Genomic DNA, 20,981 nt, shown 5'->3' with positions numbered 1-20,981 from the left:
ATCAGAGATGTGTATAAGAGACAGCGTCTACGCCGCCGTCGTCCCGCGACTGTCCACGTATCGCGGGTAGAACCGTCCCGTAGCGTGGCCCGCTCCCGTCGGGCCGGCGGGCTCACTCGAGCACCCAACTCAGCAACGCCTTCTGGGCGTGAAGCCGATTCTCGGCCTGATCGAAGACGATCGAACGGTCGCCTTCGATGACCGCATCGGTGATCTCCTCGCCGCGATGGGCCGGCAGACAGTGCATCACCGACGCCTCGGGGGCGTGCTCGAGCAGGTCTGAACACACCTGGAAGCCCTCGAAGTCGTTCATACGGACATCGCGTTCGTCCTCCTGTCCCATACTGATCCAGACGTCCGTGTAGATGATGTCGGCGTCGCTGACCGCCGCGACGGGATCGGTCGTGAGCGTCGGATCGCCACCCAGGTTCCGCGCGCGATTGAGGACAGCGTCGTCGATCCCGTAGCCCGGGGGCGTCGCGACCGTCAGGTCGATACCGGTCAGCGCCGCGCCGAGCGCGAACGACTGCGCGACGTTGTTGCCGTCGCCGATCCAGACCGCCGAGACGTCCTCGAGCCCACCCATGTGTTCCCGAATCGTCAGCAGATCCGCGAGCGTCTGGCAGGGGTGAGCGTCGTCGGTGAGGCCGTTGACGATCGGTACTGACGAGTACTCCGCGAGCACCTCAGCGTTCTCGTGTTTGAACACGCGGGCCATCACCGCGTCGACGTACCGCGAGAGGGTCCGTGCGGTGTCCTTCAGCGGCTCGCCGCGGCCGAGTTGGATGTCGTCTTCGCCGAGGAAGACGGCGTGGCCGCCGAGTTGGGTCATGCCCGTCTCGAAGGAGACGCGAGTCCGCGTGCTCGGTTTTTGGAAGATCATCCCGAGGGTCCGCCCGTCGAGGTCGGCGTGCTCCTCGCCCGCCCGCTGGGCGCGCTTGTACTCGCCGGCCTGCTCGAGGATCGTCAGGAGGTCGTCGTGCGAGACATCGTCGATGTCGAGGAAGTGTGTCGGATCGGAATCGGTCGTCATGGCTGATCACTGCGTGTCTGTGGTTGTGCTGCTGTCAGTGTCTTCGCCGCCGTCATTCGTCGTCCTCGCGAAGCGTCGTCGCGACCCGCTCTAAGACCGCGATCGACTGATCGAACTCCGGCAACGAGAGGCGTTCGTCAGGCGCGTGGTCGAGTTCGGAGTTGCCGGGGCCGTAGGTCACCATGGGACAGTCCCAGGCGTCGGCGTAGAGGTTCATGTCGCTGGTCCCGGTCTTGCGAAGCAAGCGCGGCTCGCCGTCCTCCGCGCGGATGGCCGCCCGGAACGCGCGGGCGACTTCGGTACGGGGACTCTCCATCACCGGCGGGATCGGCTCGTCCCAGGAGACGGTCCCGATCTCGAGTTCCGCCTCGGCCGTCTCGCGGACCGTCTCGATATCCATCGACGGGGGAACCCGCAACTGGGCCTCGAGGGCCGCTTCCACGGAAAGGCCGTCCTCGGTGATCCCGCCGTCGATAGCGACGGGTTTGGCGGTCACGCGCTCGAAGACGGGCGCGTCGTCGTCCTGTTCGAACGCGGCTTCGACGCCCGTCCACCAGTTCGTCGCGTGCTGGATGGCGTTGGGTTCGGGCCGGGAGGTGTGGCCCGATTCGCTGGTCGCGACGTACGTCCCGTTGAGGAAACCACGGTAGCCGAGCGTGATGCCCGTCGCGCCGCTTGGCTCGCCGTTGACGACGGCGTCGGGTTCGGCCTCCCGGTCGGCCACGAGGTGGCGGGCACCCATGGAACTCGTCTCCTCCTGGACGACGCCGACGAAGGAGACGCCGGTCCGGACGGCCGCGACGGCCATCGCCGCCAGCGGCCCCGTCGCGTCGACGCTGCCTCTCCCCCAGAGGAGTTCCGCCCCCGCGGTGGCGATTCCGGCGTCCTCGTCCGCGGCGTCCGCAGCGTCGACGCGGACCGGAATCTCGCCGGGGACGGTATCGACGTGTGATGTCAGGAGGACGGCGTCGTCCGCCGGGGCGCGAACGTTGCCGACCGCGTCGGTCCACGCCTCGCGACCGTAGGCGTCGAAGAACTCGACAAGGCGCTCGGCAGCGGCCTCCTCTTCGCCGGACGGCGACGGTGTGGCGACGAGATCGATCAGGAGGTCGCGGGCCGCCTCGAGCGAGACATCGGTGGTGTCTTCCATGGTTGCACTCATGCGTCGGAGTCGGTCTCGGGTGCGATGGTCGCTGTCAGCGCGTCCACGAGATGCTCCGCGTCGGCCTCGTCGATCACGAGCGGCGGCAACAGCCGCAGCACGGTCCGGCCAGCAGGCAACGCGAGGACCTGCTGGTTCATCGCCAGATCGCGGGCGACCCGGTTCGCCCCGCGTTTCAACTCGATGCCGACGAGGAGACCGCGGCCGCGGACCTCGCGGACCACATCGCCCAGCGCTGCCTCGAGTTCGGTCACGAGGAAGTCACCGAGGGTGGCGGCGTGGGCGGGCCACGCCTCCTCGAGCAGCGTCGAGACGGTCGCGTGGACCGCCGCGGCGACGACGGGGCCGCCGCTGAACGTGGCGTTGTGCGAGGCCGCGCCGTCGGCGATCCAGTCTTGGACCGCGACCGCGCCGACGGGCAGGCCGTTGCCAAGCCCCTTCGCCGTCGTCAGGACGTCGGGCGTGACGCCCGCGTGCTGACAGGCCCACATCTCGCCGGTACGACCCATGCCGGTCTGGACCTCGTCCAAGACGAGCGCCGCGCCGGCGTCCGCGGTCAGTTCGCGGGCGGTTTCGAGATACCCCGTCGACGGGACGTTGATCCCACCCTCGCCCTGGATCGGCTCGAGGATCACGGCCGCGGTCTCGTCGTCGACGGCGTCGGCGAGCTCCTGGCCGTCGCCGTAGGGGACGAACTCGACATCGCCGGCCAGGGGCTCGTAGGGCTTCTTGTACTTGTCCTTCCAGGTGGCGGCGAGCGACCCCATCGTCCGCCCGTGGAACGAGCGGGTCGCGGCGACGATCTTCGACTCGCCGGTCGCCGACCGCGCGAACTTCAGGGCGGCCTCGTTGGCCTCGGTCCCGGAGTTACAGAACCAGGCACTCTCGAGGCCGTCGGGCGCGGCCGCGACGAGCGAGGCATAGGCGTTCTCGCGGGCCGCGACGGGATAGGAGGAGTCGACGAACGTTAGGTCGCCGACCTGTTCCTGAACGGCCTCGACGACCGCCGGGTGAGAGTGGCCCAGCGGGGTACAGGCGTAGCTCGCGCCGGCGTCCAGATATTCCGTACCGTCGGCGGTATAGAGGAACGCCCCCTCACCGCGCTCGAGACCGATCGGCTTGCTCCCGGAAACGAAATCGAGGTCGCTCATTGGGCCACCTCCTCGCCGTCGTCCGCGAGCACACCGGGCTCGAGCGTCGTGCCCTCGCCTTCCAGCGCGCTCGTGATCGGTTCGTCGGCGTTGGCGCTTGCGACGGTTACCGACGCGGCTCCGCCCTCGAGGGCCTCCGCGGCGGCCATGACCTTCTTCGTCATGAACCCTTCAGCGGCGTCCTCGACGGCCGCGAACTCCTCGGGCGTCGCGGCTGCGTCGATCTTGGTCGATTCGTCGTCGGGGTCCTCGTAGATCCCCGAGACGTCCGTCAGCACGACGAGATCGGCCTCGAGCGCGCCGGCGATCGCGGCCGCGGCGCGGTCGGCATCGGCGTTGACCGCGGTGTAGCCGCCGGATTGCTCCGTTCCGAGAACCGGAACGGAGACGACGGGCGTGTAGCCGCCCGCGAGGGTCGTCTCGAGCAGGTCGGCATTGACCGACTCGATCGTACCGGAGTGGTCGCCGCGTTTGATCTTCTTCTTACCGTCCTCCTTCACGCGGACAGCGGACTTGCGTTTGCCCTCGAGCAGTTTGCCGTCCGTGCCGGAGAGGCCGACGGCGTTTACGCCCTCGTTGTGCAGGCGCTCGACCAGATCGGTGTTGAGCTTGCCTGGCATCACCATCTTGAAGACCTCCATGGTGCGCTCGTCGGTGAAACGACCGACGACGCCGCCGGGCGTTTCGACGTAGGTCGGCTCCTCGCCGAGTTCCGCGAGCGTTTCGTCGACGGCGGTCGACCCGCCGTGCGTGAGGACCACGTCTTCGCCGTCCTCGACGAGGCGCGCGACGTCCGCGAGGGCACCGTCAGGGTCGACGGCGCGTGCGCCGCCGATCTTCACGACGGTCGTCATGTTAGGGTGCCCCCACGGGGTGGAGCCCCGTAAACTCGAGTCCGGCCGTCTCCGCGAGCCCCAGCGCGACGTTGGCGGCGTGGACCGCCTGCCCCGCGGAGCCTTTCATCATGTTGTCGATCGCCGAGAAGACGACGATGCGCTCGTTCGACGGGTCGAGTTCGAAGCCGACCTCGGCGAGGTTCGTCCCGGCGACCGCCTTCGGTTCGGGATAGCGGTAGACGCCGGAGCCGCCGGCGGCCATCCGGACGAACGGCTCGTCCTCGTAGCAGCCCCGATAGGCCTGCCAGAGGTCGCCCTTCGAGACCGGACTCGAGGGGAAGACGTGGCTCGTCGCGCTGGCACCGCGGACCATGTCCACGGCGTGGCAGGTGAACGCGACCGACGTACCGAGGAACTGTTCGATTTCGGCCTCGTGGCGGTGGCCCGTCGGCGCGTACGGACGCACGACCCCCGAGCGCTCGGGGTGGCTCGAGGCCTCGCCGCCGCCCGCGCCGCCCTCGGAAGAGCCGACCTTCACGTCGACGACGATCCGCTCGCCGCCCTCCAGAAGCCCGTGCTCGAACAGCGGATAGAGCCCGAGGATCGTCGCGGTGGCGTTACAGCCGCCGCCGGCGATCAGCTCGGCACCCTCGAGCCCGTCGCGGTTGATCTCGGGAAGGGCATATTCGGCCGTTTCGAGGTACTCGGGTGCCTCGTGGCCGTCGTACCACTCGTCGTACTGCGCCTCGCTCTCGAGGCGGAAGTCCGCCGAGAGGTCGACGACCGTGTCCGCCACCTCGAAGAACTCGTCGATCCGGCCCATGGAGACGCCGTGTGGCGTCGCCGCGAAGAGCACGTCGACGGACTCGAGGTCGTCGGGCTCGGTAAAGCGCAGGTCCGACCCGCGCAGCGGCGGGTGAACGGAGCCGACGCTCTTGCCGGCCTTCGACCGGCTCGTGACCTCGCTGATCGCGACGTTCGGGTGGCCCGCGAGCAAGCGGAGCAGTTCGCCGCCCGTGAAGCCGGAGCCGCCGACGACGCTCGCGGTGACCGTCTCGGCGTTTGCGTCCGCACCGGTCTCGGTCCCGACCGCCATCAGGCGGTCACCTCGAGTTCGTCGGCGGCCGCGTCGGCTTTCCCCTCGAGCCAGTCGACGACGGTGGCCGCGATGTCCGTCTCGACGGCGTCGTCGAGGGCCTTGAACTCGACGGTGTGATTGACCTCGTGGACCGTATACGAATCGCCGATTTCCATCAGGTCGATGCCCAACAGGCCGCCGCCGACGGCGTCGCTGGCCTTCCGAACGAGTGCCAGCGCCTCGTCATCGAGTTCGAAGACATCCGTCTCCGCACCCTTCGCGGCGTTGGTGATCCAGTGGTCCGACGAGCGGACCATCGCGGCGATGGGTTCGCCGTCGGTCGCGAGCACGCGGATGTCACGCCCGGGCTTCTCCACGAACTCCTGGACGTAGAACACCTTGTGCTCGTAGTGGCCAAGCGTCGCCTTGTGCTCGAGAATGGCCTCCGCGGCCGACTCGGAGTCGATCTTGGCCATCAGCCGGCCCCAGGACCCAACGACGGGTTTGAGCACGCACGGATAGCCGAACTCCTCGATGGCCTCCATCGCGGTCTCTTTGGTGAACGCGACCTTCGTTGCGGGGGTGGGCACGCCCGCCTTCTCGAGGGCGAGGCTGTTTTGCACCTTGTCAGCGCAGATATCGGCGGTCTCGTGGCTGTTGACCACGGGGATGCCGTAGGCCTCGAAGAACTGCGTGGCGTACAGGCTCCGGCTCGTGGCGAGACAGCGATCGACGACGATATCGAGGCCGTCGAACGCCGCGGGAGCCGCCGAGATGTCGAAGGTCTGTTTGCGGACGTCGATCTTCGTGACCTCGTGGTCACGCTCGCGAAGCTCGGTGAGGAGGAGCTTCTCGTCCTTGCGGATCCGTGAGTAGAGGAGTCCTACGTGCAAGGTCACTCACCCCAGTCCTCTTCGAGCTCGGGGGCTCGATCGAGGACTGGCGGCTCCGTGTCGACGACCTCCAACTCGGCTCCACAGGTCGTACAGTCGATGATCTCTCCCACTTCCAAATCGTCGTGCAGGGACACTTCGGCCCCACACTCGACGCATTCGGTCATTGTACTCCCATGTGTGTTCCGGGATACCTTAAATCCTTCGAACCTACCAGAAAGATTATACTATCTACACGCCACTCTAATGGAGCCTCACGCCCAATAGACCACGATTTTCGTTCCCCATATCATGTATTCAGTATTTTGTCCCCCCGCGGGGATCGCCGCCGACCCGGCCGAACGGCGGCGTGTGGCGTCGCCCGTCGACCCGTACCGGACAGGCGACAGCCGCCCTCAGACATAGCCGTTCACCTCCGACCGGAGCGCCTCGCGTGCCGTCTCGAGCGCGTCGATCGCGGCTGCACGCGACTCCTCGTCGGCCGCGAGCGACTCGCGAGCCGACTCGATCTGGGGCGCGACCGCGTCGGGCGCGGGGCCGCCCTGCGAGTCGCGGCTCGCGACGCTTTCGGCCGGTTCGAGCGCCGTTTCGACGGCCGCGGGTTCGACGTGGGCCGCGAGCGATTCGCCGAGAACGTCCTGAGCGGCGGCCTCGAGGGCGTCGTAGTCGGCACCGTCGTCGGCCGCGAGCGCCACGAGTTCGTGCGCCGTCCGGAACGGTACCCCGTTGGCCGCCAGTAGGTCCGCGACGCCGGTCGCCGTGGAGAAGCCGTCGCCGGCCGCCGCGGCGAGGGCCGCCTCGTTCCAGTCGGCCGTCGCCACCGCACCTGCCGCGACCTCGCTGGCCTCGGTGACCGCGTCGACGGTCTCCCAGGCGTGGGTCGTCGCCCGCTGGAGGTCGCGGTTGTACGCGCGGGGCAGCCCCTTCAACGTCGTCGTCAGCCCCTGAACGCCGCTGGCTGCATCGCCCGCGACCGCGCGGACCAGTTCCAGCGTGTCCGGGTTCTTCTTCTGGGGCATGATCGACGACGTCGAGGAGTAGTCGTCCGAGAGATCGACGAACCCGCGGTTCGCGAAGATGATGACGTCCTCCGCCAGCCCCGACAGCGTCGTGGCGTGGGTCGACAGCGCCTGGGTCGCCTCGAGCAGGAAATCCCGGCTCGAGGCGGCGTCCATCGAATTTACCACCAGCCCGTCGAAGCCCAGCAGGTCGGCGACGCGCTCGCGGTCGATGTCGAAGGTCGTGCCCGCGAACGCCGCGCCGCCCAGCGGCGACTGGTTGATCCGGCCGTAGGACCCGAGCAGCCGTTCGGTGTCGCGGCGAACCGCGCCCTCGTAGGCCAGCGCCCAGTGGGCTACGGTGGTCGGCTGGGCGGGCTGGAGGTGGGTGTAGCCGGGCATGATCGTCTCGGTGTGGGCGTCGGCGACGTCGACGAGCGACTCGCGCAGCGCGAGCGTGGTCTCGATTGCCTCGAGAACGTCCTCGCGCAGGCGATAGCGGATGCAGGCCGCGACCTCGTCGTTGCGCGACCGTGCGGTGTGCATCTTCCCGCCGTCCGCGCCGCTGCGCTGGATGACTGCGGTCTCGATGGCCTCGTGGACGTCCTCGCCGTCGGGCAAGGAGCCGTGGCCGTCGACTTCGATCGCGTCGAGGGCGGTCAGGATCTCCCCGGCCACGTCGTCGTCGATGATGCCCTGCTCGGCGAGCATGACCGTGTGTGCGCGGTCGACCTCGAGGTCGGCCTCGAAGATCCGGTCGTCCGCTGCGAGCGAGGAGAGGAAGCTCCGGGCGGGGCCGCCGCTGAAGCGGTCCCGGCGGACGACACCCTCGTCGCCGCCGTCAGAGCGATACGCCGACGAGGATCGCAGTTCGTCGGACTGCCCGCCGCCATCGGCTGTGGCCTCATCGCCGTGGTGAGCGCTCTCCTCGGTCATGATTACTGGTCGTCTCCCGTCCCGCTCCCGTCGGTCGCGAGTTCGACCGTCTCGTCGTCGGCGTTGGCCGCGATCGCCTCGTTCGCGAGGCGGCGCTGGAAGCCGTGGTACTTCGCGACGCCGGTGGCGTCTTCCTGTTTGATCTTGCCGACCGTCTCGGTGTCGAATGAGGCGTGCTCGGCCGAGTAGGCCGCGAACGTGCTGTCGCGAGCGACCGGACGTGCCTGCCCACCCTCGAAGCGGATCGTGACCGTGCCGGTCACGCGCTGCTGGGTCTCGTCGATGAAGCTCTCGAGCGCGCTCACGAGCGGCGCGTCGATCAACCCCTCGTAGCCCTTCTGGGACCACTGCTGGTCGATTTGCTGCTTGAACTGGCGCTCCTCCTGGGTGAGGACGAGCCCCTCGAGGGCCTCGTGGGCGGCAAGGAGGGTCGTCGCGCCGGGGTGCTCGTAGTTCTCGCGGACCTTCAGCCCGAGCATACGGTCTTCCATCATGTCGGTGCGGCCGACACCGTAGCTGCCGGCGAGTTCATTGAGGTGCTCGATGAGTGCGACCGGCTCGTACTCCTGGCCGTCGACGGCGACGGGGTAGCCGTTCTCGAAGGTGATCTCGATCTCCTCGGTCTCGTCGGAGGGGTCCTCGGTCCAGGCGTAGATCTCCGTCGAGGGGACGTAGTTCGGATCCTCGAGGTCGTCGCCCTCGACCGAGCGGCTCCAGATGTTGGTGTCGATCGACCAGTCGCCGCCGCTGCCGCCCTCGACTGGAAGGTCCTTCTCGGCGGCGTACTCTTTCTCCCACTCGCGGGTGAGGCCGAGTTCGCGCACGGGGGCGATGACTTCGAGGTCGGAGCTACGCCAGACGGCCTCGAAGCGCAGTTGGTCGTTGCCCTTGCCCGTACAGCCGTGGGCGATGCCGGTACAGTCCTGTTCCTCTGCGACCTCCAGGATCGCTTCCGCGATCACGGGACGGGCGAGCGCCGTTCCAAGCGGGTAGCCCTGATAGGTCGCGTTCGCACGAACGCTCTCGAGACAGAGTTGCGCGAATTCCGCTCGCGCGTCGACGACGTAGTGGTCGAGGCCGAGCGCTTCGGCAGTTTCTTCGGCTTCGTCGAACTCCTCAGCCGGTTGGCCGACGTCGACGGTAACGCCGATCACGTCATCGTATCCGTATTCTTCCTCGAGCAGCGGGACACAGACCGTCGTGTCCAGACCGCCCGAAAACGCAAGTGCCACGCGGGTCATATCGTACTCGAGTAAACCCACAGGACGGACTTAAATTCATTGGTTTCAATTCCGTAAATTAATGATAGAGATGCTGCTAACCCGAAATACTGCAGTTTCAGGGGAAGCGAGACAGACCGGAACAGGGGGAGTAGTATAGTACGGGCTCAAAGGCCCGGTCGGAATCGCCGCGGCCGCCGCCGAGCGACGGACCCGCCGGTACCGAGAACGGCGAACGCGGTACCGGCGAGACGGCTCATTGGTACAGTGATACGGACCCATCGTCTTAAATCCTGCTACCTCGCGCACCCGATGGTTCCGGGCCGGAATCGGCAGGGCCGGCCGACACCTGGGGACACCGTTAGTCGTCGTCGGGCAACGTCAGCACGTTCTCCCGACCGATTCGGAACACCTCGATCTCGTCGTTCTCGCGCAGGTCCCCGACGACCTGACTCGTCTTGGCCTCGGTCCAGTCCAGTTCCGAGACGACCTGCTGTTGTTTGACCCGACCGCCGCGTTCCTCGAGCAGTCGCAGGACCCGTTCCTCGTTGCTCAGTAACTCCGGCGGGGGCCCGTCGGGGACGGTCCGCTCGGCGGCGACCGCGCCGTCGGGTCGGTGGACGGCCTCGTCCTCGGCGACGGCCGCCTCGCCGTCCGACCGTCTGCGACCGAGCAACCAGCCGGCTGCGCCGACGGTTGCGAGCAACGCGAGCGCGAGCGTGACGATCGTCCACGGCATCGACGGTTCCGCCGCGGACTGTGGCTCGTCCGTCCCCGCGTCGCTGTCCCGTATCAGCACGACTCTGGGCTCGTCGTCGGGGAAGTTCCGTTCGCCCTCCCAGCCGACCGATCCGGCGGCCGACTCGTCAGGGGACGGCTTCACCTGCAGCGCACCCTCGTTCTCGTAAAGGGCGTACTCTTCGGGCCAGCGGAACTGCAACGTCGTCCCGTCGGTGAGCGTAAAGCCGGAGAGCGCAGCGCCCGCCTCGAGCCGGTTGACTTGGACGTGTGCGAAGTGCGCCCACTCGAACGAGACCTTCGCGTGGCCGATCTCCTCCGGTCTGGACGTCGTCTCCGTGGTGATCGAGACGTTCGAGAGCGACATCTCCCGGTCGGTCGCGTTTTCCCCTTTGGAGAGCGTCTCATTCCAACTCCGGCGTTCCTCGGCGACGTACCAGTCGGTCTCGCTCGAGACGTTCGCCTCCAACGCCTCCCACTCGGCCGACCGGTTCTCGTCGGCGAGGTAGAACTGGTAGTCAACCGTCATCCGCGCCGAGCCGTTCTCGGTGATGAACACGTCGATATACGTCTGGTCCGCCTCGCCAAGCATCGGCGTGTCGTTCGCATCACCCTCAGGCGATTCCTGCAGCGCCGCTCGCCGTGTCCCGACGTCCGCCGTGGCACCGGCCGCCGCCGAGACGAGCGCGATCGAAGACGCAACCACCACGAGCACACACAGTAGGGCCCGCAGCCCCCTCGCCTCCATTACTATGACATGCCGGAGCCGTCTAAATAGGTCTTTCCGACCGCCGTACCGACGTGTTTTTCAAATAGTCTCTCAAGCGTGGCCGTATGTTCGACACGCGCGGCGAACTCGAGATCGAGACCCTGCTGAAACTCGTCCTCGGGCTGGTCGCCGTCTTGCTCGTGCTCGAGATCATCGGCGCGGTGATCAACGGTCTCACGAGCCTGCTCGGTCCGTTCGCCCTCGTCGTCCAGTTCGTGATCGCCGTGTTGATCGGCCTCTGGCTGCTCGACCGGCTCTAATCCGGCATCGAATCAGCCCCCGTGAGACCAGCAGACTGATAGCCGCCTCGGCCCAACAGCGACCGAAGTGTACAGCGTCAACGTTCCGGTCCCCGGTCGCGTCCGGCAGCTCGCGAACCGGCTCCATCCCGACCTGATCGGGTTCGAGACCGTCCGCGAGGACCACTCCTGTCTGCTCAAACGACTCGGCGAGGCCGACCACGTCGCACAGCTTCAACACCGAGCCCACCGCGCGCTCGAGGGCACCCCCGCCGTCGAGGCCACGATCACGGGCATCGACTACTTCGAAGACCCGCCGCTCGGGTCGGCTCCAGTGGTCTATTTAGCCGTCGACAGCCCCGGACTCGAGGACGTTCACGCCGCTCTCACCGAGGCCTTCGACCCCGTCGACGGACTCGAAGGCGGCGACTACGTGCCCCACGTGACGCTGGCCCGCGGCGGCGACCTCGCGACCGCACGCCGGCTGGCCGACCGCGAGATCGACCCGATTCGATGGACGGTGGGCGAACTCGAGTTCTGGGACGGAACGAACAAGCTGCCGGTGAGCCGCGTTTCGTTGCCGTCCTGACCCGCGTTGGGATTACGGTGCCGGCGGATCGCCGTCGTAGGCGTCGTGACCGCCGTAGAAGTTGAGCATCGAGAACTTGAGTTTTGCCGGGTCGATATCGATCAGTTCCTCGCGTTCCTCGTGGGGGAAGATGCCGTTGACGCTGTACTTGCCGAGGTCCGGCTTCGCTCGCCTCGAGTAGCGTCGGTCGAGCAGCGCGCGGACGCCGACCTCCTCGGGCGAGCGGATGACTCGGCCCAGCGCCTGCCTGGTCTTGCGGATCGTCGGGAACTCGACGGCGTAGCGCCAGCCCGTCTCGGTGCCGTCGAAGGCCGCGTCGTAGGCCTCCTGGACCGCCTCGGCCCGGTCGTCGAGATGGGGGTAGGGGACGCCGACGACCAACACCGTGTGGGCGTCGTCGCCGTCGAAGCTCACCCCCTCCGCGAGGGTCCCCCACAGCGAGGTGCACAGGACCGCCCCGTCATCCGCGACGAACTGCTGTCGGAGGTCTTCGGCCGACTGGCCCGGCTCGTCCACGTATACCGTCCGGTCGGTCCGACCGACGAGTCGGTCGGCGTACCGGTTCGCCTCGCCGTAATTCGGGAAGAAGGCGAGCGTGTTGCCGGGCGTCATCCGCACGGCGTCATGGATCGTCTCGGTCACGTCCGCCTGGACCCCGGGGTCGTCGCGATCCGAGGAGAAAAGCGGCGGCGTCTCGACGGCGAAGGTTCGGCGATTGTCCTCGGGGAACTGGAGGCCGTAGGCCATCGATACCGCATCCTCGATACCCAACACGGCCTCGGTGACCTCGAACGGCTGGAGCGTCGCGCTCATCAGGACGGTCGCGTAGATCTCGTCGAAGAGTTGGCCGGTCACCTGTCGCGGGAGACAGGAGTACAGTTCCACACGACCGTATATTTCGTCCGTGCCCGCGTCTCGCGTGACGGCGACGACAGGATACAGTCCCTCCGTCGAGCCCTCGGTCATCCACGCGCTGACGAAGGCCGCGGCCTGTAAGGTCTGACACTCCGTCCGTGTGGCCGTCTCGCCCTCCCGGTAAGCCTCCTCGTACTCCTCGTCTAACTCTTGTCCCAGCTTCATCGCCGCCTCGAGATCGTCGTCGATTCCCCGACCCGAATACCGCTGGAGGAACTCGAGGGTGAGGTCGTCCTTGCGGTCGTCGTTGGCGATCGAAACGTCCTCCCAGTTCTCGCCGATCCCCTCGCGCTCCCCGAAGCCGAAGGAATCCTCGTAGGTCTCGACGAGCGCGCGGTGAAACGCCGAGAGGACGTTCGCGGCGTCCTCGGCCCGCGGGTCGTCGCTGTCGGCCAACTCCTCGAGTGCCGACTCGAACGTCCGCTCGGAGCAGGTCCGGGTCGCGTGTTCGCGGGCGGCGTCCTCGACGTTGTGAGCCTCATCGAAGACGGCGATCACGTCCTCGGGGTCGCGACCCAGCCACCGGAAGAACTGCTCTCGAATGGTCGAGTCCAGCAGGTGGTGGTAGTTACAGACGACCAGATCGACGCCCTCGATCCCCTCCTTGAGGAGTTCGTACCCGCAGAGTTCCTGGCGCTCGGCGTACTCGTAGATCTCGTCGGGCGTGCGGACGTCCTCGAAGAGCCAGCCGAAGAACTCGTCCGTATCCTGCGTGAGATTGTTTCGGTAGTAGTCACAGACGGTCTGGTCTTCGAGGTCCTCGAGTCGCTCCTCGATGGTCTCGAGTTCGTCCATCACCGCCGAGCGGGCGTCGGCCGCCGCGCCGTCGCCGTCCTGACTCTCCGCGAGCAGTTCGCGCTGCCGGCGCTCGAGTTGCTCGCGATCCTGCTCGGCGTCGACGACGGCGCGGGTGTTGTCCCGGAGCGCCTGACACTCCTCGTAGCCGACGTCGATGTGACACATCGACGCTTTGCCCTTGAAGACGACCGCCCGAATCGACTCCTCACGGGTGATCGCGCGGGCCTCGGCGACGAACTGGCGCATCTGCTGGTGGACGTTGGTCGTGATGACGACCGTCTTGTCCTGCTCGCGAGCGATCTCGAGGGCGGGGACCAGCGACGAGAGCGTCTTGCCGGTCCCGCAGGCCCCCTCGAAGAGGACGTCCTGTCCCTGGTGGAGGGAGTTATAGATGCGGTCCATCGCCTCACGCTGGTTCTCGTACGGCTGGTCGTACGGGAAAAAGCGCATGTACCCGGCAGTCTCGGACACACGAGACGATAGGTTCGCGCTGCGATAAAAGGATTCGTCTCGATTCGGTCGGGCCGGGTGCACGACCGACGGCGGCGATGCCCGCCGACACCCGGCCGGCGAACGCGCGCTACAGGGTCATCCGTCTCGAGTACCTGCCTCCCGTATGACGATTCCCGGATACGACTCGAACACCGTCGCTGAGTATACACTCGAGCGGGCGGGGGCACGCGTCGAACTCGTGGCCGGTGTCGTTCCCGACGCGTTCGGCCTCCGGAAGAGCGGCCGCGAGCCGCCAGTCGACGCGCTGGGCGACCCCGTCGACCTCGTGGTATGCGAGGAACTGAAAGCAGTCGAGGCCGTCCGGATCGCGCTCGTCTACGACCCCTCGAAGCTGCCGGCCGGCGCGAGCCCGACCGACGTGGCGATCGCCGTCGAAACGGAGGCGGGCTGGGAGCCCCTCGAGTCGACGGTCGATCTGGAGGAGACGACGGTGACGGCGGTGTTGAACGATCGGCCGCCGGGCACGACGGTCGTGGCGGGCTACGACGACACGGCGGCAAAACGCGCGGAGTAGCGAGGCCGGAGGTCGGGGCTACGTCTCGGGTTCGATGTAGACCTTCTGGATCTGATCGTCGTGCTCCATCAGCGCGAGTTCGATCCGCGTGATGCGCTCGGAGATCGTCTCGGCATCGAGATCGGGCTCGAACGCCACGTCGGCGGTAACGAGCAACTCCTCGGTACCGAAGTAGACGGTTCGGAAGTCGACGAGTTCGGTGACGCCGTCCCAGTCGGCGACGATCGCTCGGAGTTCGTCCTCGGCCTCTTTCGGCAGGCTCTCCCCGAGGATGAGCCGCTTGTTCTGCCAGGCGAGCGCGATCGCGAATCCCATGAGCATGAGTCCGATGAGGAGCGCAGCGGCGGCGTCGTACATCGGGTTCCCGGTCGTCCGAGTGAGGTACACGCCGAAGAGGGCGATCCCCGCGCCGGCGAGCGCGATGGTGTCCTCGGTGAGCGCGGTCAGGGTCGTCACGTCGCTGGTCTTGCGGAACGCCTCGCGGAGGGTGGTCCAGCCGTACTCGTCCATCTGGCGGCTGATCCCCTTGTAGGCCTTCCAGAACGCGTAGGACTCGAACGCGATCGCCCCGAGCAACACGGCGTAGTTGACGAAGACCGGATCGAACGTCTGTCCAAGCAGCGTCACGTCCTCGCTCGCCCGGTGGACGCCGCCGTGGGTCAGGGCGTCGTACCCGTGACGGGCGCTCTCCCAGCCGGCGATGCCGAAGAGCATGACGCTCACGAGGAGGCTGTAGAAGAACTGGGCCTTCCCGTGACCGAACGGATGCTCGCGGGTCGCCTCTTGTGCGCCGTACTTGATCCCGATCAGCAGGAAGATCTGGTTCCCCGTGTCCGAGATCGAGTGATACGTCTCCGACAGCATCGCTGGGCTCCCGGTCAACAGAAACCCGCCGAACTTCAGGACCGCGATCGCGCCGTTCGCGAACAGTGCGGCGAGCACGACGGAGGTACTACTGGCCATCGACGGCGACTACGAAGGGGCGGCCTAAAAGGATAAGCCGCTCTAGATCGACTTCGGCCGCCGACCGAAACGGATCGCCTTTCCGCCGACCCGCGCTCACGGACGCATCGCGGCCCGCATCCGAAAGGGACCTGTCAGTGACGGCCGAAGGCCGATCATGATCGCGATTTTCTCCGACACGCACAGCAGCCGCGGCCACGAACTCGAGGGCGACGCACTGACCGCGGCCCGGGAGGCCGACACCGTCATCCACGCCGGCGACTTCACGACCGAGGCGGCGCTCGAGGCGTTTCGGACGGAGTGTGATCGACTGTACGCGGTCCACGGGAACGCCGACAACGGGGTGGTACGCGACCGCCTCCCGACGGCGCGCGTCGTCGAGGCCGGCGGCGTCCGATTCGCCGTCACGCACCGACGGGACGGCGGCGAGACGGGACTCGCGATGTTCGGACGCTCGCGAGGGGCCGACGTGGTCGTTTTCGGCCACAGCCATCGACCGACGGTCGTCGAGAGCGACACCGTCCAGTTGCTCAATCCCGGCAGCCACGCCGACCCGCGCGGGAATCGGCCGGGATTCGCCGTGCTCGAGGAGCGACCGGACGGCGGCCTCGCCGGCGAGATCCGCGACCCGGACGGAACGGTCATCGAAACGGTCCGGATTTTGGGGGAGACGGGGACACCTGCAGAGGACGATGACAGGAGTGAGTCACACGGGCAGCGTGAAGACCGGTGAGCCGGAGCGCGGTCTGCCGTGGATCGCCACAGCGTCAGCGGGGGGTCGGGTGCGGGACCGGCGTCGGTGAATCGACGGGGACCGCTAGCAGGGGGGCGGCGACCCGCCGTCGTGCCGGCCCTCAGACGGGACCGAAGTCGCGGGCGGGCCGCCGTGATCGGCACCGGGATGATCGAAGGGGGTGTGGAGCTGGCCTCGATCTCGAGAGCGGCCCCCGGAACGGATTCGGGAGAGTGAGGGCCGACGACCGAGGCACACGTCGGGCTACGACCCGACCGACGTTATAGGTAGCCCAAGCTGAAAGACGGGTTTTAGTTACCGACCCGTCGGACGGATACAACTGAACGAGGTCGAAACGGTTAACCGCGCTGACAGTGTAGCCGCGGCGTATGCTGGATACCATCATCGGCATCCTCCCCGACGACCCGGTCATCATCGCGGTCGTCCTGATCCTGCTCGGGTTGGTCTTCTTCGCGTACCTCCTCCTCCGGCGGACGGTCCTCGAGTTCCGCGACGGGATGCGCGGCGAGAGCTGACTGTCGGCAGGCGAACGCGGCCTCGAGTGGGACGACCCAAGACCATGACGGCGGTCCAATACGCCGCAGTGTCCGTCGACGGGAGCCAACCCGGCAAGCGCCGTCCTCGAGCGGGGACGATCGCCGAGAGAAAGATTCAGTGTCCCGTCATTTGTACGGCGACGTATGGCTCCAGCTTCCGATCCGGAACGCCCTCCCGACGACGACCCATCGACGACAACCGATGGGGACGATGGGGTAAATAACGAACGTTCACGCCCGTTTCAGCGGCACGTCGCCCGTGTCAGTGACCGATTCGGTGACTTGCAGCTGTTCGGCGTGGTTCCCCTGATCGCCGCGCTCCTCGAGTTCGAAAAGGTGCGACGGGCGCTCGAGTCCACCGGTCGAGGGTTCTCGCTCAACCTCGAATTCGCCTTCCCGTCGCCGCTCGTGACCCTGTGGCAGTTGGTCGACCCCCCGGACCCAGCCACGGCGACCACGCGGTCCCGGTATGGGGAGCCGTCCGGCGCTCCCGCCTTCGGTGATGCGCCCGGGGAAACGACGCCAGCCGGCGGGTCGACGACCCCCGTCGGGACCACCGGTTCCGGCGGCACCGACGTGACGATCGAAACGCCAGTCGAAGCCGTCGATGTCCCTCTCGAGGCCCTCACGGCCGAGATGATGGGCTGGATCGCACTCACACTCGCCGCATACGCAGTGCTCTCGGGGATCGTCATGGCGGCGTACGTCGGCGGACTCGACCGACGGCTCCGCGGTGAGCCGACCGCCGTCGGCTCGTGCATCGCAACCTACGCGCCGCGGTTCGTTCTGTACAACCTCGTTCTGTTCGGCGCGTTTCTGCTGGCGTTCCCGGTTTTCGCGCTCGCACCTGCCCTCCTCGTGCTCGCGGTCCCGGTGATCGTCGCACTCAGCTACGTCTTCTATCCCGTTCCGTTCCTGTTCGTCGCCGCCGACGCACCGTTTCTCGAGGCGTTTCACCGGTCCCTGGGCCTCACGATGGCCGGCGGCGCGGTTCTCAGCTTCGGGCTCTGGCACCTCGGCGCAGCGGCCGTCGCCTCGCTGGTTTTGTCCCTGCTCGTCAGCAGCGGCGGCGCGGCCGTCCTGCTGGCATTGCTCGCTTCGGCCCCGCTCTCGCTCGTCCTGACGGCCGCGACGGTGTCGTTCTTCCGGGAGGACGTCGTGGGAGGGGCCGAGAACTCGACCAGCGGTCCCTCGAACGGCGACCCCGGAGCGTCCGAGCGAGACGCGGATGGATGGACCGCTGACTGACACTCGGACGCGGGTCCGTCGAACGCCGGCTCGATAGCATCCGCATCACGAACCGTTTTTTCCCTCCCCCGTCAACACTGGAACATGGACCCGCGAATCCGCGAACACGCAGAGATCATCGCCAACCACTCGGTCGATCTTGAGGCAGGTGACAACGTCGTCATCGACGCCCACCCGGTCGCCGAGGACCTGGTCGTTGCGCTTCACGAAGTGATCGGCGACCTGGGAGCGAATCCGGTCACGACGAGCCAGCGAACCGGCAAACGACAGCAGCGTGCGTATCTCCGCTCGTCCGACGACGAGTTCGAGACCCCCGAACACGAACTCGCGCTGATCAAGAACACGGACGTCTACATCGCCATTCGCGCGACGGACAACGTCACCCAGACCAGCGACGTCGAGCCCGAAATCAGCGCGGCCTACCAGCAGGCCCATCGCCCCATTCTCGAGGAACGGCTCTCCAAGCGCTGGTGTCTCACGCAGTACCCCGCGCCGGCCAACGCCCAACTCGCGGAGATGAGCACCGAGGGCTACGAGAACTTCGTCTGGGACGCCGTCAACAAGGACTGGGCGGAACAGCGCGACCACCAGGCGAACATGGTCGAGATCATGGACCCCGCCGAGGAGATCCGTATCGTCAGCGGCGACACGACCGACGTGACGATGTCCGTCGACGGCAACCCGACGATCAACGACCACGGCAAGCACAACCTCCCCGGTGGCGAGGTCTTCACCGCACCCCACCCCGACAGCGTCGAGGGCGAGGTGCTGTTCGACATGCCGCTGTACCATCAGGGACGGGAGATCACGGACGTCTACCTCGAGTTCGAGGGCGGCGAAGTAGTCGACCACGCGGCGGCGAAAAACGAGGGCGTCCTCACGGAAGTGCTCAACACGGACGACGGCGCGCGCCGACTGGGCGAACTCGGCATCGGAATGAACCGCGACATCGATCGGTTTACCTACAACATGCTCTTCGACGAGAAGATGGGCGACACCGTCCACATGGCCGTCGGTCGGGCCTACGACGATACCGTCGCCGAGGGCAACGAGGCCAACGATTCGGCGGTCCACGTCGACATGATCGTCGACATGAGCGAGGACTCGTTCATCGAAGTCGACGGCGACGTGATCCAGCGAAACGGGACGTTCCGGTTCGAAGACGGCTTCGAAGAATAGGTTCCGAGCGGGCGGATAGCGGCACTCACCGCGTAGGACCCCAGGACGAACCCGTCATCGAGGCCGGCGATAACAGGTACACGATCGGGGATGCTGACCGGCATCGGCGAGAGCGACCCGGGCGGTGTCATCGAGTGGGTTTATACTCCCGGAAGAGCTATCAGACGTATGGAAGTACTCGTCGCGTACGATGGGTCAAAGCCCGCACAGAAGGCAGTCGAACACGCGTTTTCGACGTATCCGGACGCGGAGATCGTGCTGCTGCGCGTCGTCGAGGCCGCAGGTGGGTCCACGGAGGCGGGGATCAATATGGTCCAGGAGATGCTTCGGGAGCGAGAGGAGACGGTCTCCGAGGAACTCCCCGACGAGATCGCGGATATCGTCGGCGACCCCGACATCGAGTTTCGGAGCGAGACCGCCGTCGGGAAGCCCGCGCGCGAAATCGTGTCGTTCGCCGAGGACCACGACATCGACCACATCATCATCGGAAGCCACGGCCGATCCGGTCTCTCCCGCGTCCTGCTCGGCAGCGTCGCCGAGAAAATCGTCCGGCGCGCCCCCATGCCGGTTACCGTCATCCGCTAGTCGGACACGCGAGGGTGACCGCGGCTCGGTCCCGCATTTCAGTCGACCAGCGCCGCGATCAGGTCGGCGACGGCCGCCAGTTCGTCCTCGTTGATGCCGTGGCCCAGCCCCTCGTAGAGCCGTGCGGTGACGTCGGCGTTCATGGCCTCGAACACGGCGGCCGTGTCGTGGATCCGCTGTTCGGGAATGTGGGGATCGTCGTCGCTACAACCGAGGAAGACCGGCGTCCCCTCGAGAGCGCCGGGATACGCGTCGTCGAGTTGCGCGCCGATGAGCCCGCCACTGAGAGCGGCTAGCCCACCGTATCGCCGCGGGTTGCGCGCAACGTACTCGCTGGCGAGACAGCCGCCCTGCGAGAAGCCGAGCAGCATGACCCGATCGGTCGGAATCCCGTCGTCGATGGCCGTCTCGATCGCGTCGCTGATGGCCTGCAGGCCCGACGAGCGGCCGGGCTCGTTGCGCTCGACCGGTGCCAGAAACGAGTCGGGGTACCAGGTCTGTCGCGCGGCCTGCGGGGCGAGAACCGCGATGCCCTCGCGGTGGACCTCGTCGGCTATCCGGAGCATCCCGCGGGCGCTCGCGCCGCGGCCGTGGATGCACACGAGCGCCGCGTCGGCGTCCATGAGGTCGGTCCCGCCCGTCACGAGGGACTGATTTTGATGCGGCCCGTCGACGCGGTCCGCGCTCATTCGACGCCACCGACGCCCGAACTGGCTTCGGGAAGGTCGTATTCGATCACCTCGAGACCCAGTGCGTCGATCGCATCGCGGAGGTGTTCGTCCTTGGCGTACTCGGCACCGTCTGCCTCGCGGCGTTTCTGTGCCATCGCCAGCACGTCGCCCCGGCGGTCGTCGGGAATCTCGTACTTGTCGGCCGAGAGTTCGATGACGAGGCCGTTGTTGTCCGTGGTGTAGATCGAGTGGAAGATGCCCCGATCGAAGACGTTGTACTGGTGGCCGGCGTCCTCCAGCGCCTGCATCGTGTCCTCGTACTCGTCCGGATCGATGCTGAAACAGAGGTGGTGGACGGCACCGACGCCGCCGCGCTGTCCTCGCTGGTTCGACGGGCGGTCGTCGCTGACGAAGAAGGTGAGGATCCGCCCGTCGCCCGTGTCGAAGAACAGGTGGGTCTGAGAGGGGTCGTCGAGGTTCGGCTGGCGAAGCACCAGCGGCATCCCGAGGACGTCCTGATAGAACTCGACGGTCTCCTGCTCGTTGCTCCCCCAGATGGTGATGTGATCGGTTCCGGTGGTGTGAACGGGGCTGTCTGGCAGTTCGGCGGTGACTGGCGTGCTGTGGTCGTCGGACATGGTGGCTGAATTAGGTCTCGTATCG

General features: G+C 67.0%; 22 protein-coding genes. 8 read left to right on the top strand and 14 right to left on the bottom strand.

All coding sequences use genetic code 11. The features are described 5' to 3' along the window. Positions 1–112 precede the first annotated feature (112 nt). The 10 genes from argF to C486_RS12025 form a co-directional block, all read right to left on the bottom strand. The gene (argF, locus tag C486_RS12070) at positions 113–1,033 is read right to left on the bottom strand and encodes an ornithine carbamoyltransferase (RefSeq protein WP_008456505.1); all 921 of its coding nucleotides are present in this window, start codon (positions 1,031–1,033) and stop codon (positions 113–115) included. A 52-nt stretch (positions 1,034–1,085) separates the two neighbouring features. After that, positions 1,086–2,195, bottom strand: coding sequence for a [LysW]-lysine hydrolase (locus C486_RS12065; protein WP_049910497.1), 1,110 nt, complete (start codon positions 2,193–2,195; stop codon positions 1,086–1,088). Then, positions 2,192–3,346, bottom strand: coding sequence for an aspartate aminotransferase family protein (locus tag C486_RS12060; RefSeq protein WP_008456502.1), 1,155 nt, complete (start codon positions 3,344–3,346; stop codon positions 2,192–2,194). The genes C486_RS12065 and C486_RS12060 overlap by 4 nt, the downstream gene beginning before the upstream one ends. Next, a complete protein-coding gene (locus C486_RS12055; RefSeq protein WP_008456500.1) occupies positions 3,343–4,200 on the bottom strand; it encodes an acetylglutamate/acetylaminoadipate kinase in 858 nt (285 codons plus the stop codon). Before C486_RS12055 ends, C486_RS12060 begins: the two co-directional genes overlap by 4 nt. A 1-nt stretch (position 4,201) precedes the next feature. Continuing rightward, positions 4,202–5,278, bottom strand: a complete 1,077-nt coding sequence (gene argC, locus C486_RS12050; RefSeq protein WP_008456499.1) for an N-acetyl-gamma-glutamyl-phosphate reductase — start codon at positions 5,276–5,278, stop codon at positions 4,202–4,204. Beyond that, a complete protein-coding gene (lysX, locus tag C486_RS12045; protein WP_008456497.1) occupies positions 5,278–6,153 on the bottom strand; it encodes a lysine biosynthesis protein LysX in 876 nt (291 codons plus the stop codon). Before lysX ends, argC begins: the two co-directional genes overlap by 1 nt. Before the next feature lie 2 nt (positions 6,154–6,155). Then, the gene (gene lysW / locus C486_RS12040; RefSeq protein WP_008456495.1) at positions 6,156–6,320 is read right to left on the bottom strand and encodes a lysine biosynthesis protein LysW; all 165 of its coding nucleotides are present in this window, start codon (positions 6,318–6,320) and stop codon (positions 6,156–6,158) included. Positions 6,321–6,548: 228 nt separating this feature from the next. After that, on the bottom strand, positions 6,549–8,087 hold the full coding sequence (argH, locus tag C486_RS12035; protein ID WP_008456493.1) for an argininosuccinate lyase: 1,539 nt from the start codon (positions 8,085–8,087) through the stop codon (positions 6,549–6,551). Positions 8,088–8,089: 2 nt separating this feature from the next. Continuing rightward, on the bottom strand, positions 8,090–9,328 hold the full coding sequence (locus C486_RS12030; protein ID WP_008456491.1) for an argininosuccinate synthase: 1,239 nt from the start codon (positions 9,326–9,328) through the stop codon (positions 8,090–8,092). Between the two features lie 340 nt (positions 9,329–9,668). Further along, the gene (locus C486_RS12025) at positions 9,669–10,793 is read right to left on the bottom strand and encodes a helix-turn-helix transcriptional regulator (RefSeq protein WP_008456490.1); all 1,125 of its coding nucleotides are present in this window, start codon (positions 10,791–10,793) and stop codon (positions 9,669–9,671) included. A gap of 86 nt (positions 10,794–10,879) precedes the next feature. On the opposite strand from C486_RS12025, the gene C486_RS12020 reads away from it, so the two are divergent. Together C486_RS12020 and C486_RS12015 are read left to right on the top strand one after the other, a co-directional pair. After that, positions 10,880–11,074, top strand: a complete 195-nt coding sequence (locus C486_RS12020; RefSeq protein WP_008456489.1) for a DUF7554 family protein — start codon at positions 10,880–10,882, stop codon at positions 11,072–11,074. 67 nt (positions 11,075–11,141) lie between these two features. Next, positions 11,142–11,642 (top strand): 2'-5' RNA ligase family protein, encoded by a 501-nt coding sequence (locus C486_RS12015; RefSeq protein WP_008456488.1) that lies wholly within the window; start codon positions 11,142–11,144, stop codon positions 11,640–11,642. Between the two features lie 12 nt (positions 11,643–11,654). Here C486_RS12015 and C486_RS12010 read toward each other — a convergent pair whose 3' ends face one another. Beyond that, the gene (locus C486_RS12010; protein ID WP_049910495.1) at positions 11,655–13,826 is read right to left on the bottom strand and encodes an ATP-dependent DNA helicase; all 2,172 of its coding nucleotides are present in this window, start codon (positions 13,824–13,826) and stop codon (positions 11,655–11,657) included. A gap of 145 nt (positions 13,827–13,971) precedes the next feature. On the opposite strand from C486_RS12010, the gene C486_RS12005 reads away from it, so the two are divergent. Further along, entirely contained in the window at positions 13,972–14,382 is a 411-nt protein-coding gene (locus C486_RS12005; RefSeq protein WP_008456472.1) for a hypothetical protein, read from the top strand. An 18-nt stretch (positions 14,383–14,400) separates the two neighbouring features. Here C486_RS12005 and C486_RS12000 read toward each other — a convergent pair whose 3' ends face one another. Continuing rightward, a complete protein-coding gene (locus C486_RS12000; RefSeq protein WP_008456470.1) occupies positions 14,401–15,345 on the bottom strand; it encodes a cation diffusion facilitator family transporter in 945 nt (314 codons plus the stop codon). Between the two features lie 157 nt (positions 15,346–15,502). On the opposite strand from C486_RS12000, the gene C486_RS11995 reads away from it, so the two are divergent. The 5 genes from C486_RS11995 (at position 15,503) to C486_RS11980 (ending at position 19,647) form a co-directional block, all read left to right on the top strand. Then, positions 15,503–16,078, top strand: a complete 576-nt coding sequence (locus tag C486_RS11995) for a metallophosphoesterase (protein ID WP_008456468.1) — start codon at positions 15,503–15,505, stop codon at positions 16,076–16,078. Positions 16,079–16,467: 389 nt separating this feature from the next. Next, positions 16,468–16,614, top strand: coding sequence for a DUF7859 family protein (locus tag C486_RS21700; RefSeq protein WP_008456466.1), 147 nt, complete (start codon positions 16,468–16,470; stop codon positions 16,612–16,614). Positions 16,615–16,779: 165 nt separating this feature from the next. Continuing rightward, positions 16,780–17,883, top strand: a complete 1,104-nt coding sequence (locus C486_RS11990) for a hypothetical protein (protein WP_008456464.1) — start codon at positions 16,780–16,782, stop codon at positions 17,881–17,883. Between the two features lie 84 nt (positions 17,884–17,967). Then, a complete protein-coding gene (locus tag C486_RS11985; RefSeq protein WP_008456462.1) occupies positions 17,968–19,062 on the top strand; it encodes an aminopeptidase in 1,095 nt (364 codons plus the stop codon). Between the two features lie 168 nt (positions 19,063–19,230). Next, entirely contained in the window at positions 19,231–19,647 is a 417-nt protein-coding gene (locus C486_RS11980; protein ID WP_049888047.1) for a universal stress protein, read from the top strand. A 38-nt stretch (positions 19,648–19,685) separates the two neighbouring features. On the opposite strand, the gene C486_RS11975 is transcribed toward C486_RS11980, so the two are convergent. Further along, positions 19,686–20,336: an alpha/beta hydrolase gene (locus C486_RS11975; protein WP_008456458.1), complete on the bottom strand. Its 651-nt coding sequence runs from the start codon at positions 20,334–20,336 to the stop codon at positions 19,686–19,688. Continuing rightward, positions 20,333–20,956 (bottom strand): VOC family protein, encoded by a 624-nt coding sequence (locus tag C486_RS11970; RefSeq protein ID WP_008456456.1) that lies wholly within the window; start codon positions 20,954–20,956, stop codon positions 20,333–20,335. The genes C486_RS11975 and C486_RS11970 overlap by 4 nt, the downstream gene beginning before the upstream one ends. Positions 20,957–20,981: the final 25 nt, after the last annotated feature.

The sequence above is a fragment of the Natrinema gari JCM 14663 genome (assembly GCF_000337175.1).
GTDB classification, from domain to species: Archaea; Halobacteriota; Halobacteria; order Halobacteriales; family Natrialbaceae; genus Natrinema; species Natrinema gari.
Note: the sequence above shows the minus strand (reverse complement) of the source record. Positions and strands in the feature narration are given on the sequence as shown.

Excerpts from the sequence above, each read along its gene's own strand:
- C486_RS11985 (WP_008456462.1), top strand. The coding sequence starts at position 17,968 with ATGGACCCGCGAATCCGCGAACACGCAGAGATCATCGCCAACCACTCG.
- C486_RS11980 (WP_049888047.1), top strand. The coding sequence starts at position 19,231 with ATGGAAGTACTCGTCGCGTACGATGGGTCAAAGCCCGCACAGAAGGCA.
- lysW (WP_008456495.1), bottom strand. The coding sequence starts at position 6,320 with ATGACCGAATGCGTCGAGTGTGGGGCCGAAGTGTCCCTGCACGACGAT.
- argC (WP_008456499.1), bottom strand. The coding sequence starts at position 5,278 with ATGGCGGTCGGGACCGAGACCGGTGCGGACGCAAACGCCGAGACGGTC.
- C486_RS12005 (WP_008456472.1), top strand. The coding sequence starts at position 13,972 with ATGACGATTCCCGGATACGACTCGAACACCGTCGCTGAGTATACACTC.
- C486_RS11970 (WP_008456456.1), bottom strand. The coding sequence starts at position 20,956 with ATGTCCGACGACCACAGCACGCCAGTCACCGCCGAACTGCCAGACAGC.
- argF (WP_008456505.1), bottom strand. The coding sequence starts at position 1,033 with ATGACGACCGATTCCGATCCGACACACTTCCTCGACATCGACGATGTC.
- C486_RS12030 (WP_008456491.1), bottom strand. The coding sequence starts at position 9,328 with ATGACCCGCGTGGCACTTGCGTTTTCGGGCGGTCTGGACACGACGGTC.
- C486_RS12065 (WP_049910497.1), bottom strand. The coding sequence starts at position 2,195 with ATGAGTGCAACCATGGAAGACACCACCGATGTCTCGCTCGAGGCGGCC.
- C486_RS12055 (WP_008456500.1), bottom strand. The coding sequence starts at position 4,200 with ATGACGACCGTCGTGAAGATCGGCGGCGCACGCGCCGTCGACCCTGAC.
- C486_RS12025 (WP_008456490.1), bottom strand. The coding sequence starts at position 10,793 with ATGGAGGCGAGGGGGCTGCGGGCCCTACTGTGTGTGCTCGTGGTGGTT.
- C486_RS11990 (WP_008456464.1), top strand. The coding sequence starts at position 16,780 with ATGGCTCCAGCTTCCGATCCGGAACGCCCTCCCGACGACGACCCATCG.
- C486_RS12000 (WP_008456470.1), bottom strand. The coding sequence starts at position 15,345 with ATGGCCAGTAGTACCTCCGTCGTGCTCGCCGCACTGTTCGCGAACGGC.
- C486_RS21700 (WP_008456466.1), top strand. The coding sequence starts at position 16,468 with ATGCTGGATACCATCATCGGCATCCTCCCCGACGACCCGGTCATCATC.
- C486_RS12060 (WP_008456502.1), bottom strand. The coding sequence starts at position 3,346 with ATGAGCGACCTCGATTTCGTTTCCGGGAGCAAGCCGATCGGTCTCGAG.
- argH (WP_008456493.1), bottom strand. The coding sequence starts at position 8,087 with ATGACCGAGGAGAGCGCTCACCACGGCGATGAGGCCACAGCCGATGGC.
- C486_RS12020 (WP_008456489.1), top strand. The coding sequence starts at position 10,880 with ATGTTCGACACGCGCGGCGAACTCGAGATCGAGACCCTGCTGAAACTC.
- C486_RS11995 (WP_008456468.1), top strand. The coding sequence starts at position 15,503 with ATGATCGCGATTTTCTCCGACACGCACAGCAGCCGCGGCCACGAACTC.
- C486_RS11975 (WP_008456458.1), bottom strand. The coding sequence starts at position 20,336 with ATGAGCGCGGACCGCGTCGACGGGCCGCATCAAAATCAGTCCCTCGTG.